The 13,961-nt window shown below is 73.0% G+C and carries 15 protein-coding genes; 10 read left to right on the top strand and 5 right to left on the bottom strand.

What is annotated here, in order from left to right; translation table 11 throughout:
- Positions 1-221: 221 nt before the first annotated feature.
- Positions 222-1,184, bottom strand: a complete 963-nt coding sequence (locus tag ACZ5ID_RS33950; protein WP_468905824.1) for a hypothetical protein — start codon at positions 1,182-1,184, stop codon at positions 222-224.
- Between the two features lie 108 nt (positions 1,185-1,292).
- Here ACZ5ID_RS33950 and dapE point away from each other — a divergent pair, with 108 nt between their 5' ends.
- Complete coding sequence (gene dapE / locus ACZ5ID_RS33955) at positions 1,293-2,372, top strand: succinyl-diaminopimelate desuccinylase (RefSeq protein ID WP_468905826.1); 1,080 nt, start codon at positions 1,293-1,295, stop codon at positions 2,370-2,372.
- Positions 2,373-2,451: 79 nt separating this feature from the next.
- A complete protein-coding gene (locus ACZ5ID_RS33960; protein WP_468905829.1) occupies positions 2,452-3,210 on the top strand; it encodes an LOG family protein in 759 nt (252 codons plus the stop codon).
- Between the two features lie 60 nt (positions 3,211-3,270).
- Here ACZ5ID_RS33960 and folP read toward each other — a convergent pair whose 3' ends face one another.
- A complete protein-coding gene (gene folP, locus ACZ5ID_RS33965; protein WP_468905831.1) occupies positions 3,271-4,131 on the bottom strand; it encodes a dihydropteroate synthase in 861 nt (286 codons plus the stop codon).
- A gap of 149 nt (positions 4,132-4,280) precedes the next feature.
- On the opposite strand from folP, the gene ACZ5ID_RS33970 reads away from it, so the two are divergent.
- Both ACZ5ID_RS33970 and ACZ5ID_RS33975 read left to right on the top strand, forming a co-directional pair.
- Entirely contained in the window at positions 4,281-4,604 is a 324-nt protein-coding gene (locus ACZ5ID_RS33970) for a DivIVA domain-containing protein (RefSeq protein WP_468905834.1), read from the top strand.
- A complete protein-coding gene (locus tag ACZ5ID_RS33975) occupies positions 4,601-5,185 on the top strand; it encodes a DNA-3-methyladenine glycosylase I (RefSeq protein WP_468905837.1) in 585 nt (194 codons plus the stop codon). The genes ACZ5ID_RS33970 and ACZ5ID_RS33975 overlap by 4 nt, the downstream gene beginning before the upstream one ends.
- Before the next feature lie 99 nt (positions 5,186-5,284).
- Here the strand turns inward: ACZ5ID_RS33975 and chcB are convergent, their stop codons facing one another.
- Positions 5,285-6,085: a 2-cyclohexenylcarbonyl CoA isomerase gene (chcB, locus tag ACZ5ID_RS33980; protein WP_468905839.1), complete on the bottom strand. Its 801-nt coding sequence runs from the start codon at positions 6,083-6,085 to the stop codon at positions 5,285-5,287.
- Positions 6,086-6,394: 309 nt separating this feature from the next.
- Here chcB and ACZ5ID_RS33985 point away from each other — a divergent pair, with 309 nt between their 5' ends.
- Positions 6,395-6,562, top strand: coding sequence for a DUF3117 domain-containing protein (locus tag ACZ5ID_RS33985; RefSeq protein ID WP_009997451.1), 168 nt, complete (start codon positions 6,395-6,397; stop codon positions 6,560-6,562).
- A 167-nt stretch (positions 6,563-6,729) separates the two neighbouring features.
- Here ACZ5ID_RS33985 and ACZ5ID_RS33990 read toward each other — a convergent pair whose 3' ends face one another.
- Positions 6,730-7,434 (bottom strand): O-methyltransferase, encoded by a 705-nt coding sequence (locus ACZ5ID_RS33990; protein ID WP_468905913.1) that lies wholly within the window; start codon positions 7,432-7,434, stop codon positions 6,730-6,732.
- Positions 7,435-7,595: 161 nt separating this feature from the next.
- Here ACZ5ID_RS33990 and sigE point away from each other — a divergent pair, with 161 nt between their 5' ends.
- The 5 genes from sigE (at position 7,596) to ACZ5ID_RS34015 (ending at position 12,720) form a co-directional block, all read left to right on the top strand.
- Positions 7,596-8,405, top strand: coding sequence for an RNA polymerase sigma factor SigE (gene sigE, locus ACZ5ID_RS33995; RefSeq protein WP_468905841.1), 810 nt, complete (start codon positions 7,596-7,598; stop codon positions 8,403-8,405).
- A complete protein-coding gene (locus ACZ5ID_RS34000; RefSeq protein ID WP_468905843.1) occupies positions 8,402-9,328 on the top strand; it encodes a zf-HC2 domain-containing protein in 927 nt (308 codons plus the stop codon). The genes sigE and ACZ5ID_RS34000 overlap by 4 nt, the downstream gene beginning before the upstream one ends.
- Before the next feature lie 88 nt (positions 9,329-9,416).
- The gene (locus tag ACZ5ID_RS34005) at positions 9,417-11,249 is read left to right on the top strand and encodes a S1C family serine protease (protein WP_468905845.1); all 1,833 of its coding nucleotides are present in this window, start codon (positions 9,417-9,419) and stop codon (positions 11,247-11,249) included.
- Positions 11,250-11,417: 168 nt separating this feature from the next.
- Entirely contained in the window at positions 11,418-11,876 is a 459-nt protein-coding gene (locus ACZ5ID_RS34010; RefSeq protein ID WP_468905915.1) for a sec-independent translocase, read from the top strand.
- Positions 11,877-12,039: 163 nt separating this feature from the next.
- A complete protein-coding gene (locus ACZ5ID_RS34015) occupies positions 12,040-12,720 on the top strand; it encodes a hypothetical protein (protein WP_468905848.1) in 681 nt (226 codons plus the stop codon).
- Between the two features lie 77 nt (positions 12,721-12,797).
- Here ACZ5ID_RS34015 and ACZ5ID_RS34020 read toward each other — a convergent pair whose 3' ends face one another.
- A complete protein-coding gene (locus ACZ5ID_RS34020; RefSeq protein ID WP_468905850.1) occupies positions 12,798-13,931 on the bottom strand; it encodes an Mrp/NBP35 family ATP-binding protein in 1,134 nt (377 codons plus the stop codon).
- Between the last annotated feature and the right edge of the window lie 30 nt (positions 13,932-13,961).

The raw sequence follows: 13,961 nt of genomic DNA on the forward strand, positions 1-13,961 counted from the left end.
GCGGAGGGCCCGGGTAAAGAGTTCGCAATGCGTCGCATTATCGGGTTCGGATAAAAACGGGCAAACGAGCCGTGGCGACAATAGGCTGAACGCCGCCACATCCCTTTGTTCCCAAGGGAATTGACGATTCTTCGGACGGGTGCGGGGGTGGGTGTACGAAACGGTGTACGCGAAAGGTGTCTGTGCCCCGTACGAGTGGCTGCCCGAACGGGTGTCGCGCGCTAGGGGGCGAGCTGGATACGGACCCGGCCGACCGCGCCGGAACTGCCCGCGCCGGCCGTCCCGTCGGCCGTGTTCCCGCTGGTGGCACCCGTGTCCGCCTCGGCGTCGTCGGTGTGCCAGCCCTTGCGGGAGCCGTCCACGCGCCAGGTGTGCCCCGCGTACGACACCCGCTCCACGCGGAACGCCGCGGCGTGCGCGACCGCCCAGTGGGCCAGCTCCCAGCCGCGCTGTTCGGCGCCGTCCTCGGCGTCGGCCCCGGCGCGCGCGGGCGTGCGCACCGGCACGCTGAGCTCACGCCCCTCGCCCTTGTCCGGGACCACCCCCGCGCCGAACGCGCGGGCCAGCTCGGCGCGCACCTGCGCCGGGTCGCCCGGGCGGGTGTCCTTGGCGATGGTGCAGGTCAGCGAGGCGGGGCTGCGGCCGGTGAGCGCGGCCGTGAGCAGCGCCGCGTCCGGCTCGTGCTTGGCGTACGCCTGCGGGAAGCCGCTGCGCTGGACCCGCTGCGCGGCCACGGTCAGCGGCAGCCGCGAGTAGCCGGGCACCTCGGCCAGGCGCTGGTAGAACTTCCCGGCCGAGTAGACCGGGTCCATGATCTGCTGCACGCTGCCCCAGCCCTGCGAGGGCCGCTGCTGGAAGAGCCCGACGGAGTCGCGGTCGCCGTGCGTGATGTTGCGCAGACCCGACTCCTGGAGCGCGGTGGCCAGCGCGATGGTCACCGCCCGCTCGGGCATCCCGTGCGAGGTGCCGACCGCGGAGATCGTCGCCGCGTTCTCGGCCTGCTCGGGGCTGAGCCGGAAGGTGTCGTCCCCGGACCCCACGGTGCACCTCGGCGCCCCGGGCCCCCCGCTCAGGTACTGCACCACCAGATAACCGGCGACGGCGAGCAGCACGACGGCCGCGGCCACGAAACGGAAGAGACGGCCGCGGCGTGCGGGTCGTTCGGGAGTGCGGGGCTGGGACACGGGGACCACCGTACTGGAGGGCGGGGCGGGGACCCCGGGGCCGGGCGCCACATGGGTGCCCGTGGACGCCCCGGCCCTGGCCGGGGCGGTCGCGCTAGGGTCGGTGCCATGGCAGACAGCGCACTCGACCTGACCCTGGACGGCCCCGCGCTCACCGCGTGGCTCGTCGACTTCCCGTCCGAGAGCGGAACGGAGAAGCCGCTCGCGGACGCGATCGAGGCGGCGCTGCGGACGCTGCCGCATCTGACCGTGGACCGCCACGGCAACAACGTCGTCGCGCGCACGAACCTGGGGCGCGCCGAGCGGGTCGTCCTCGCCGGGCACATCGACACCGTCCCGATCGCCGGCAACGTGCCCTCCCGCCTCGACGACAACGGCGTCCTGTGGGGCTGCGGCACCTCCGACATGAAGTCCGGCGTGGCCGTGCAGCTGCGCATCGCGGCGACCGTCCCCGAGCCCAACCGCGACCTCACCTTCGTCTTCTACGACAACGAGGAGGTCGCGGCCCACCTCAACGGGCTCGGGCACGTGGCCGAGGCGCACCCCGACTGGATCGAGGGCGACTTCGCGGTGCTCCTGGAGCCCTCCGACGCCCAGGTCGAGGGCGGCTGCCAGGGCACCCTACGGGTCATCCTGCACACGGCGGGGGAGCGGGCCCACTCCGCACGCGCCTGGATGGGCTCCAACGCCATCCACGCCGCCGCCCCGATCCTGGCCAGGCTGGCCGCGTACGAGCCGCGCCGGCCGGTGATCGACGGGCTGGAGTACCACGAGGGCCTGAACGCGGTACGGATCGAGGGCGGCGTCGCCGACAACGTCATCCCCGACGCGTGCGCGGTCACCGTCAACTACCGCTACGCCCCGGACCGCACCCCCGAGGAAGCGCTGGCCCATGTCCACGAGGTCTTCGCGGACTGCGGTGTCACGGAGTTCACCGTCGACGACCACTCCGGCGCTGCCCTGCCCGGGCTCTCACACCCGGCCGCGGCGGCCTTCATGGCGGCGGTCGGCGGCACCCCGCAGCCCAAGTTCGGCTGGACCGACGTCTCCCGCTTCGGCGAGCTCGGCGTCCCGGCCGTCAATTACGGCCCCGGCGACGCCCTGTACGCGCACAAGCGCGACGAACACGTGGCCGTCGACCGGATCACCCACTGCGAACGGCGACTTCACGCCTGGCTGACCGCCTGAATTTCATCATTCGTCACGTAAGTCGTCCTACCCTGGCCGGACGCGTCATATGACTTCAGTCAGCGGAAGGGAGCACGCAATGGCCTATCCCGAGGGAGAGTTTCCGGGCGAACAGCGGCTGGAGCAGCGGCTCGGACCGGTGCTGCGCCGCCGCGAGCAGGTGCAGCCCGGAACCACCGACCAGCGGCTCCTGGACACCGAGGGCGACTCGGAGTGGGTGCACACCGACCCCTGGCGGGTGATGCGCATCCAGTCCGAGTTCGTCGAGGGCTTCGGCGCCCTCGCCGAACTGCCCAGCGCCATCAGCGTCTTCGGCTCGGCCCGCACCCCGGTCGATTCGCTGGAGTACGAGGCGGGCGTGCGCATCGGCCAGGCGCTGGTCGAGGCGGGCTTCGCGGTGATCACCGGCGGTGGGCCGGGGGCGATGGAGGCGGCGAACCGGGGGGCGCGCGAGGCGCGGGGCGTCTCGGTCGGCCTCGGTATCGAGCTCCCCTTCGAGCAGGGGCTCAATCCGCACGTCGACATCGGCGTCAACTTCCGCTACTTCTTCGTCCGCAAGACGATGTTCGTGAAGTACGCCCAGGGCTTCGTCGTGCTCCCCGGCGGCCTCGGCACGCTGGACGAGCTCTTCGAGGCGCTCACGCTCGTCCAGACCGGCAAGGTGACCCGCTTCCCGATCGTCCTGTTCGGCTCCGAGTACTGGACCGGCCTGGTCGACTGGCTCCGCGACACGGTCGTCGCGGGCGGCAAGGCCTCCGAGAGCGACCTGCTGCTCTTCCACGTCACCGACAGCGTGGAGGAGGCGGTGGCACTGGTGACGAAGGAGGTGGGGCGGTAGGCCCCGCCGGGCGGTGACCCACCGCCCGCGCCCCTGCGCGGCCAGGGGCGCGGGCGGGGGTCAGGCCAGTCCGCGCCGGGCGACGGCCGGCGGACGGTGGCCCGCGATGGACGCCACCATGTCCAGCACCTGACGCGTCTCCGCGACCTCGTGCACCCGGTACACCCGCGCTCCCAGCCACGCCGACACCGCCGTCGTCGCCAGCGTCCCGATCAGCCGCTCCTTGACCGGCCGGTCCAGCGTCTCCCCGACGAAGTCCTTGTTGGAGAGGGAGACCAGGACCGGCCACCCGGTCGCCGTCATCTCCCCGAGCCGCCGGGTCGCCTCCAGGCTGTGGCGGGTGTTCTTGCCGAAGTCATGACCGGGATCGATCATGATCCCGTCCCGCCGCACCCCGAGCGCGACCGCCCGCTCCGCGAGCCCGACGGTGACGCGGAGGATGTCCTCCATCACGTCCTCGTACGCGGTCCGGTGCGGCCGGGTACGCGGCTCGACGCCGCCCGCGTGCGTACACACCAGACCGGCGCCGTACCGCGCCGCGACCTCCGCGAGCTTGGGGTCGACCCCGCCCCACGCGTCGTTCAGCACGTCCGCGCCCGCCTCGCAGACCGCCTCCCCGACGTCGTGGCGCCAGGTGTCGACGCTGATCACCACGTCCGGATGGCGCCGCCGGACCTCGGCCACGAAGCCGACCGTGCGCCGCGCCTCCTCCTCGGCCGTCACCTCCTCGCCGGGGCCCGCCTTCACCCCGCCGATGTCGACGATGGCGGCTCCCTGGGACACCGCCTCCTCCACGCGCGCCAGCGCGGGCTCGTCGTGGAAGGTCGCGCCCTGGTCGTAGAAGGAGTCCGGGGTCCGGTTGACGATCGCCATGATCACCGGCTCGTACGCGTCGAACTCGCGCCGTCCCAGCCGCAGCATCCGCTGTTTCCTCCTCGGGTAAGACGCCCGTGACCTCTGGTTCCGTGGCCGGTGGGCCGGGCCTGTGCCGCCCGACAGACCCTAACTCCCAGCTCCGCATGGCACGATCGGACCCGACGGTTTCCGGCTGGCGGGGAGAGGCTTCGCGCGTGTTCTGGTTCTTGCTGATCGCCATGGTCGTGGTGGTCGCCGCGGTGACGCTGGCCGTGGTGGGCGGCGGCGACGACGCCGTACTGCCCGAGACGGGCTCCGAGCGGCTCGCCGACCCGCTGCCCGGCGACCGCCCGGTGGAGCGCGCGGACATCGACGCCCTGCGGCTCCCGGTGGCCGCGCGCGGCTACCGCATGGCCGAGGTCGACGACGTACTGAGCCGCCTCGCCGCGGAGCTCGCCGAGCGCGACGCCCGCATCGCCGGCCTCCAGCAGGCGCTCAGCGCCGCCCACACCCGCCGTGACGAGGAGCCCCGCAAGTGAGTGCCGCCATCCCCGGACCCGACGGCCGACCGCGCTGCCCGTGGGGGCTGTCCACCGCGGACTACGTGGCCTACCACGACACCGAGTGGGGCCGGCCGGTCCACGGCGACGACGCCCTCTACGAACGGCTGTGCCTGGAGGCCTTCCAGTCGGGGCTGTCGTGGATCACCATCCTGCGCCGCCGGGAGGGCTTCCGCCGCGCCTTCGCGGGCTTCCGCATCGCCGAGGTGGCCGCGTTCACGGAGGAGGACGCGGCGCGGCTGCTGACCGACGAAACGATCATCCGCAACCGCGCCAAGATCGACGCGACCCTCGCCAACGCGCGCGTACTGGCCGACTGGGCCCCCGGCGAACTGGACGAGCTGATCTGGTCGTACGCCCCGGACCCCGCCACCCGCCCGGCTCCCCGCACCCTGGCGGACGTCCCCCCGGTCACCGACGAGTCGACGGCGCTGTCCAAGGCCCTCAAGAAGCGCGGCCTGCGCTTCATCGGCCCGACGACGGCGTACGCGCTGATGCAGGCGTGCGGCCTGGTGGACGACCACCTGGAGAACTGTGTGTCCCGGGGCGGCGCTGTCTGAGGCGCCCGGCAGAGCCCTCCCGGGGCGGGGGGAGCCGTGCGGCGGCCCGGGGGACGGGGGCCTGGCCGCCGTCCCCGGGGCCGGGCCGCCACGGATGGCTCAGCGCCCCACGTACTTCGGCTTCTCCTTCGCCAGGAACGCCGCCACCGCGATCCCGTGGTCCTCGGAGGCCCCCGCCCGCGTCTGGAGCTCGTCCTCCTTCTCCAGCGCCTCGGCCAGCGAGTGCCCGGCCCCGTACGACAGTGACTCCTTGAGCGCCGCGTACGCGAGCGTCGGACCGTCGGCGAGCGCGCGCGCCACGGCCGCCGCCTCGGCCGCCAGCTCGTCCGCCGGGACCAGCTTGTTCACGATGCCCAGGTCGTACGCCTCGCGCGCGGAGATCGAGCGCGGGAAGAACAGCAGGTCGGCGGCGCGCGACTGGCCGATCAGTCGGGGCAGCGTCCAGGAGACGCCGGAGTCGGCCGTCAGCGCGACCCCCGCGAAGGAGGTGTTGAAGGCGGCGGTGTCCGCCACCACCCGGTAGTCCGCCGCCAGCGCGAAGCCGAGGCCCGCGCCCGCCGCGACGCCGTTCACCCCGGCCACCACCGGCTTGGGCATCCCGGTGAGGGCCTCCACGATCGGGTTGTAGTGCTCGCGGACCGTGCTCATCGTGACCTTGGTGCCCGCCTCGCGGTCCGCCGCCAGCAGGGCCACGTGCTCCTTGAGGTCCTGGCCGACGCAGAACGCCCGGCCGGTCGCCGTCAGCAGGACCGCCCGCACCGAGGGGTCCGCGGCGGCGGCCCGTGCCGCGTCCCGCAGGGCGACCTTGGCCTCGGTGTTCATGGCGTTCATGGCGTCGGGACGGTTGAGCGTGATCGTCGCGAGCCCGTCGGTCACCTCGTAGAGCACGGTGTCGGCCATTGGGATGGATCCCCTCCGTTGCGGTGTCGTGTCCGCCCAGCATGGCGGAGATCATCGACGCCGCACATGTGACCTGCGTCAAACAAACCCGGGCACCATCCGGACCGGGGGTGGCGAAGTATCGCAGGCGGATCGCCGAATTGAGTGGTTTTGATAGAGCGCGTTGCGCAAGCGATGCCGACCGATGTTGGTCATCGGGTCCTGCGATGCGGGATAATGACCTGGAAGCAATGTGTTCGATGCCGGTAACACGGTGCCTGTCATGGGGCCGCCGGCTGCGATGAGCTGGTTTCAGGAAGGGGAAACAGCATGGCGGCCATGAAGCCGCGGACGGGCGACGGCCCGCTCGAGGTGACCAAGGAGGGGCGGGGCATCGTCATGCGCGTTCCGCTCGAAGGCGGCGGACGGCTTGTGGTCGAGCTGACCCCGGACGAGGCCGAGGCGCTCGGTGACGCGCTCAAGAAGGTCGTCGGCTGATTCAGCAGGCTTGACCCCCGATCTGTGCCCGCCCCGGGCCGGTACGCACGTACCGGCCCGGGGCGGAGTGGTTTCCGGCTCCCGGCACGGACGGCCGGCTCCCGGCGCGTGGCCGGACGGAAGAGACCTGCGGCGTACGGAGACCGGTGGCGCCCGCGGTGCCGGCGCTACGCCCGCTTCACGGCGCAGAGCAGCCCGTCGCCCACCGGCAGCAGCGACCCGACGAGCTCCTGGCTCTCGCGCACGGTCCGCAGCAGGTCCCGCAGCCGCAGCACCTCGGCGGGCTGGACGCCCGAGTCGACCGTACGGCCGTCGGCGAAGACCCCTTCGAAGCAGACGATTCCGCCGGGCCGCAGCAGGCGCAACGATTCAGCGAGGTAGTCCAGGGACTCCGCCCGGTCGCCGTCGCAGAACACCAGGTCGTATCCGCCGTCGGCCAGCCGCGGCAGTACGTCCAGGGCGCGCCCGGGGATGAACCGCGCCCGGTTCCCGGCGAACCCCGCCGCCCGGAACGCCTGTTTGGCGAACTGCTGGCGGTCCGCCTCGGGGTCGACGGTGGTGAGCACGCCGTCCGGCCGCAGCCCCTGGAGCAGATAGATCCCGGAGACGCCCGTTCCGGTGCCGATCTCGGCGACCGCCTTGGCGTCGGCGGTGGCAGCGAGCAGGCGCAGCGCGGCACCGGTCCCCGGGGACACCGAACGCAGTCCTGCCTCCCGGGACCGCTCGCGGGCCCAGCGCAGCGCGTCGTCCTCGGCGACAAAGGCGTCGGCGAACGCCCAGCTCGTCTGCCGGTTGGCGGTAATGGCCCTCTCCTGTCCCCGTAGTTGGCGCGCAACGGTGACTGTATCCGCTGCACCCGGGAACCCGCAGATGGGACCGGGCGTTATGAAGGGCGGGGGGATACATGGACGAGACGGACGAGTACCAAATCCCGGTCCGCGAACGGGCCGTGAAGCAGCGCGCTCGACGGGGCGGGAAGCCAGTCCCAAATGCGCGTAAAGATTCTTATCCGGAGCTAACGGGCGAGGTGGCTATGGTAGGGGCTCCACTGGACACCACCAGAGCCGACAGGGGAGGTGCGGCTGCGCCTGTGGATCGGGGTGGAGTGCTGCGGCGCTTTCTCAGGTCGGCGGGTGAGCCGAAATCCGTGACCGAGACCGCTGACCGCCCCCAGGGCCCCCATGGCTTGGGAGGGACCCCCATCACCGCCGCACCTTCCGCAACCACCGCGACCTTCGCCGACGCGGAATCCCCGGCGTGGACCCCTCCCACGTGGGAGGAGATCGTCAGCACTCACAGCGGTCGCGTCTACCGCCTGGCCTACCGCCTGACGGGCAACCAGCACGACGCCGAGGACCTCACCCAGGAGGTCTTCGTCCGCGTCTTCCGCTCCCTGTCCACGTATACGCCGGGCACTTTCGAGGGCTGGCTCCACCGCATCACCACCAACCTCTTCCTGGACATGGTCCGCCGCCGCCAGCGCATCCGCTTCGACGCGCTGGGCGACGAGGCGGCCGAGCGCCTCCCCAGCCGCGACCCCTCCCCCCAGCAGGTCTTCAACGACGCGCACTTCGACGCCGACGTCCAGCAGGCGCTGGACACCCTCGCGCCCGAGTTCCGCGCGGCCGTCGTCCTCTGCGACATCGAGGGCCTGTCGTACGAGGAGATCGCCGCCACCCTCGGGGTGAAGCTCGGCACCGTGCGCAGCCGGATCCACCGTGGCCGCTCGCATCTGCGCAAGGCCCTCAAGCACCGTTCGCCCGAGGCCCGTGCCGAGCAGCAGCGTGCCCTCGCGGGGGTGGCGCCCGGCGCCCCGGGGGCGGCCGGAGAGGGGACCGCGTGACCGGCACCGGTCCCACCCCCGCAGAGCAGCATCTGGGGGACCGCCTCGCCGCCCTGGTCGACGGCGAGCTCAGCCATGACGCGCGCGAGCGCGTCCTGTCGCATCTGGCCACCTGCCCCAAGTGCAAGGTCGAGGCCGACGCCCAGCGCCGCGTCAAGAGCGTCTTCGCGCAGACGACGCAGCCCACCCCCTCCGAGGGGCTGCTGGCGCGGCTCCAGGGGCTGCCCGGGGGCCCCGGAGGTGACGACGAGGGTCGGGGACCATTCGGCGGGGGCCGCCTCGCCGGAGGGGTCTTCACCCCCGGCGCCCTGAGCGGTCCGGGCGACCCGGCCGGCCGCTTCGGATACGCGCCGGACGGGGCGCACGCGGCCGTCCTCGGCGGGCTGCCCGGACGGGGCTTCCGCATCCATGAAGTGGCCCGCGCCGAGGAGCGTTCGGGCTCGCCGTGGCGCGGGCGCAGGATCGCCTTCGCCGCGGCGAGCGCGGTCTCCCTGGCGGCGATCGCGCTCGGCGGCGCGATCCCCTCGGACTCGGGGGCGGACACCACCGCCCGGGGCGAGGGCTCGGGCAGCAAGGTCACCCCGGTGCGGGCCCAGAGCCCCTCGGCCGGTGCCGCTTCGGGGTCGCCGCTGTCCCTGGAGTCGCAGCGCAGACGTGTTGGCGCGGCTAGCGCGCCGTCGGCCGCGCAGAGCGGTGCGCCGGCTCCGATGGGGCTGGCCGGGCTCAACGGCATACCGTCCCAGCCCGCGCCGCAGCAGTTCGGCAACCCGTTCCGCGCGGCGCTGATGAGCACCTCGGCGTTGCCTCCGCTGATACGGCCGGCGGTCTCCACCCTGGCGGAGCGGCCGGTCCCGCCGCTGTCCGTGCAGCCGGGGGCGAGTCCGTCCTCGTCGCCGACGCGGCTGGCGGCTCCCCGGCACTGACCGCCTGCCCTGCGCTCCTCCCGGCAAACCTGATTGAATCCCTGGGAGGGGTGCCTCATGGGGCACGCGGGACAGTTGCGGGGAGAGCATGAACGACGGGAAGCCCACCGGGCCCAAGGCGAGATGGTGGAGCCGTCCCACCCCGCGCGAGGACGGCTCCGCGGCCGAGGAGACGTACGACCTGGCCCCGCCCGGGGGCGCGACGCCGGACGCGTCCGCTCCGGACGGGCCGGCCGCGCCCGGAGCCGCCGTGCCGGAAGGTTCCGGCGACCGGGACGTGCCGTACCGACTGGCACCGGGGGCGCCCGTCGAGGACGAGTCCGCGTACCGGCTGGCGCCACCCGCGCCCGCCGGTCCGGGACCCGTGGCGCCCACTGGACCTGGGGCCCCCGCCGGCCCGGAACCGGTGGCGCCCGCCGGGTCTGGGTCCGTGGCCCCCGCCCCGGCCGGCCACGGGCCGGCGTCGGTCGGAGCCGTCGCCCATGAGCCGCCCGCCCCGGTCGAGGCATCCTTCGACGGACCGGGCCCGGAGGCCGAGGGCAGCGTGCCGCCCCGGCGGCCGTTGCACGAGCCCGATCCGTACGGGACACCGCCGTACGGCGGGCCCGGCCCGTGGGCGCCCGCGCCGCCCGTCCAGCATCCGGCGCCGCTCGCCGGTGCCGTGCCGCCCCAGGGGGCGTACCCGGCGCCGGAGGCCCCGGCTCCGTACGTCGTACCGGACAGCGCGCCGCCGGTCCCGCCCTCGTCCCAGTGGGTGCAGTACGACCCGTGGGGCGCGGCCGGGCAGCAGCCGCTGAGCACGGCCGGGGCGCCGCTCGGGCGCAGGCCCCGGCGCGGGCCGCTCGTCCTCGGGGCCGTCGTCCTCGCGCTGGTCGCGGGCGGCATCGGCGGCGGGGTCGGCGCGTACGTCGAGCGCACCGGCACCACCCACGTCAGCCTCCCGCAGGCCGGCAAGGGGCCCATCGGCCGCGCGCCCGACAGCGTCGCCGGGATCGCCGCGAGCGCCCTGCCGGGCGTCGTCACGCTGCACGTCAGCGGGGAGAGCGAGTCCGGCACCGGCACCGGCTTCGTCCTCGACAACGCCGGACACATCCTCACCAACAACCACGTCGTGCAGCCCGCGGGCTCGTCCGGCGACATCAGCGTGACCTTCAGCGGGGGCGAGAGCGCCCGCGCCACGGTGGTCGGCCGCGACTCCGGGTACGACCTCGCCGTGGTCCGGGTGACCGGTGTCTCCGGGCTGAAGCCGCTGCCGCTCGGCAACTCCGACAACGTCCAGGTCGGCGACCCGGTGGTGGCCATCGGCGCCCCCTTCGACCTCTCCAACACCGTCACCTCCGGCATCATCAGCGCCAAGGAGCGCCCGATCACCGCGGGCGGCGAGAAGGGCGACGGCAGCGATGTCAGCTATGTCGACGCGCTCCAGACCGACGCCCCGATAAACCCGGGCAACTCGGGCGGCCCCCTGCTCGACTCCCGCGCGCACGTCGTCGGCATCAACAGCGCCATCCGCGCCGCGGGCAACAGCGACAGCGGTGGCCAGGGCGGCTCCATCGGGCTCGGCTTCGCCATCCCCGTCAACCAGGGCAAGCGGGTCGCCGAGGAGCTGATCAACACCGGCAGGGCCACCCACCCGGTCATCGGGGTCACCCTCGACATGAAGTACTCCGGCGACGGGGCCCGGGTCGGTGCCAAGGCCGCCGACGGCAAGCCCTCCGTGACCCCCGGCGGCCCCGGCGCCACCGCGGGCATCAGGCCCGAGGACGTGATCACCAAGGTCGACGGCCAGCGGGTGCACAGCGCCGAGGAGCTCATCGTCAAGATCCGCGCGCACCGCCCCGGCGACCGTCTGGAGCTGACGCTCAGACGGGGCGGCCAGGAGCAGCGGCTGACCCTCACACTGGGCTCCGCCACGTCCTGACGTGCGCCCGGGACGCCGCCGCGGCCCGCACCCCGGGTCACCTATCGGTCACCCGACGGGTGAGCGGCGGCCAAAGGTCACCGGGTAGGTACCGTTTCGACAGTTTCGGCGGGTACCGTGGAGCGGTCCATGACTGGACCCGGGAGCAGCAGCCACGAGGAGCAGCAGGTGTTCAACGACATAGGGCCCATGGAGCTCGTCACCCTCGTGGTCCTCGCTGTGCTCATCTTCGGCCCGGACAAGCTGCCCAAGCTGATCCAGGACGTCTCGGGGTTCATCCGCAAGATCCGCAGCTTCTCGGAGACCGCCAAGGCGGACATCCGCGCCGAACTCGGCCCCGAGTTCAAGGACTTCGAGTTCGAGGACCTGAACCCGAAGACGTTCGTGCGCAAGCAGCTGCTCGACAACGACGACCTGGGTCTCAAGGAGATCCGCAACAGCTTCGACCTGCGCAAGGACATGGAGGAGGTCGCGGACGCGGTGCACGGACGCGAGAGCGCCTCCGCCGCCCCGACGACCGCCGCCAACGGCTCGGCCGCGGGTGTGCCGGGTACGCCCGACCTCCTCAAGAAGCGCGAGAAGCTCGACCCGGGCGAGCGCCCCCCGTTCGACGCCGACGCGACCTGACACCACCCCCCGAATTCCGTACGCACCGTCAATCCGAGCCACGTCCGTACCGTCATTCCCGGTGGACGCGACCGGGGTGGCTATCCTCCATAGGTCCGGCAGCCAGGACGCCCGAGGGGGGCGGGCCGCTGCGGACACCTACGGATGAGGAGGCGGCCGGGCAGTGGAGACGACGAGTCGGGTTTCGGCACAGGGGTCCACCGAGGACACCCCGTCCACACCAGAAGGGGTGCCGGCGGCCCGGCGTACGGTCGACGGCTTTCTGCGGGCACCGTTCGCCTGGTACGGCCTTGATCAGGCCTTCACCGGGCCGCGCTGGCTGATGCAGGTGGCCACGGCGGCCGACGGCACCGTGCAGCACGGCTCCATCGGCCACGGCGACGAGCCGTCGATACGGCCGGCCCGCGAAGACACAGCCGACCGCTCGGCCGACCGCGAGCGCTTCGCGGTGGTGGTGAACGTCCCGGCCAACCCCACGCGCCGCAGCGGCGACGGTACGGGAGTGCTGGAGGCCACCACGGTCTCCTCCGCGGCCTGGCTCGCCGGGTCCGGGCTGCTCTCCTTCACCTGGCCCGCCCAAATGGACCACGTGCGGCGCGGTGAGTGGCTGGACCAGCAGACCGAGGCGGCCTGGGAGCTGGCGGACGACCTCGCCGGGGCGGACTGGACCACGCTCTCGCTGCCGGTCGACGGGGTCGCGACGCCGTTCCACTACCGGGAGTCCGAGTTCGGGTGGGTGCTGGCCGGCTCCGCCGGGGGCGGCATGCACCTGGGGGCGTACGGGCGGGGGATGAGCGCCTACGGACTCGGGTTCGCGGTGGTGGACATCACGTCGTACGCCTAGGTCGGTCCGCCTCGGGCGCGGCCATGAGTAAGGGGCGCCGACAGTTGCCGGGCGCCCCTTACTCGTAGTGTGCCGCTCTAGAACTTGTTCCTGGGGGTGATCCCCAGCGACATGCCCGACAGACCGCGCTGGCGTCCGCCCAGCTTGCCCGCGATGGCCCGCAGCGCCGCGCCCGCGGGGGAGTCCGGGTCGGAGAGGACGACCGGCCGGCCGTCGTCGCCGCCCTCGCGCAGACGGACGTCGATCGGGATCGAGCCGAGCACCGGCACGTTGGCGCCGGTGGTCTTCGTCAGGCCCTCCGCGACCTTCTCGCCGCCGCCGGTGCCGAACACGTCGACCATCTCGTCGCAGTGCGGGCAGGGCAGGCCCGCCATGTTCTCGACGACGCCGACGATCTTCTGGTGGGTCTGGACCGCGATCGAGCCCGCCCGCTCGGCCACCTCGGCGGCGGCCTGCTGCGGGGTCGTGACGACCAGGATCTCCGCGTTCGGGACCAGCTGGGCCACCGAGATCGCGATGTCACCGGTGCCCGGGGGCAGGTCGAGCAGCAGGACGTCCAGGTCGCCCCAGTAGACATCGGCAAGGAACTGCTGGAGGGCGCGGTGCAGCATCGGGCCGCGCCAGACCACCGGGGCGTTGCCCGGGGTGAACATGCCGATGGAGATGACCTTCACACCGTTCGCCGACGGCGGCATGATCATGTTCTCGACCTGGGTGGGACGGCCCTCCACGCCCAGCATGCGGGGCACCGAGTGCCCGTAGATGTCGGCGTCGACGACACCGACCTTCAGCCCGTCCGCCGCCATCGCCGCGGCGAGGTTCACCGTCACCGAGGACTTGCCGACACCGCCCTTGCCGGACGCCACCGCGTAGACCCGGGTCAGCGAGCCGGGCTTGGCGAAGGGCACCTCGCGCTCGGCGGTGCCGCCGCGCAGCGACGCCGCGAGCTCCTTGCGCTGCTCGTCGCTCATCACGTCGAGCGTGACGTCGACGCGCGTGACGCCTTCGACCCGCTCGACAGCCTCGGTCACGTTCTTCGTGATCGTCTCGCGCATCGGGCAGCCGGAGACCGTCAGGTACACCGTGACAGCGACCGCCCCGTCCGTCCCGATCTCAACCGTCTTGACCATGCCGAGCTCAGTGATCGGTCGGTGGATCTCTGGGTCGTTCACCGTCGCCAGTGCCTCGCGCACCGCGTCATCCGTAACCATACGGAGATGGTACGGCGCCGGGTGCCGCCC

Source organism: Streptomyces sp. NPDC031670, from assembly GCF_055580545.1.

Bases quoted from the DNA above. Each gene is read 5' to 3' on its own strand.
- dapE (WP_468905826.1), top strand. From the start codon at position 1,293: ATGGCAGACAGCGCACTCGACCTGACCCTGGACGGCCCCGCGCTCACC.
- ACZ5ID_RS33960 (WP_468905829.1), top strand. From the start codon at position 2,452: ATGGCCTATCCCGAGGGAGAGTTTCCGGGCGAACAGCGGCTGGAGCAG.
- folP (WP_468905831.1), bottom strand. From the start codon at position 4,131: ATGCTGCGGCTGGGACGGCGCGAGTTCGACGCGTACGAGCCGGTGATC.
- chcB (WP_468905839.1), bottom strand. From the start codon at position 6,085: ATGGCCGACACCGTGCTCTACGAGGTGACCGACGGGCTCGCGACGATC.
- ACZ5ID_RS33985 (WP_009997451.1), top strand. From the start codon at position 6,395: ATGGCGGCCATGAAGCCGCGGACGGGCGACGGCCCGCTCGAGGTGACC.
- sigE (WP_468905841.1), top strand. From the start codon at position 7,596: ATGGTAGGGGCTCCACTGGACACCACCAGAGCCGACAGGGGAGGTGCG.
- ACZ5ID_RS34005 (WP_468905845.1), top strand. From the start codon at position 9,417: ATGAACGACGGGAAGCCCACCGGGCCCAAGGCGAGATGGTGGAGCCGT.
- ACZ5ID_RS34020 (WP_468905850.1), bottom strand. From the start codon at position 13,931: ATGGTTACGGATGACGCGGTGCGCGAGGCACTGGCGACGGTGAACGAC.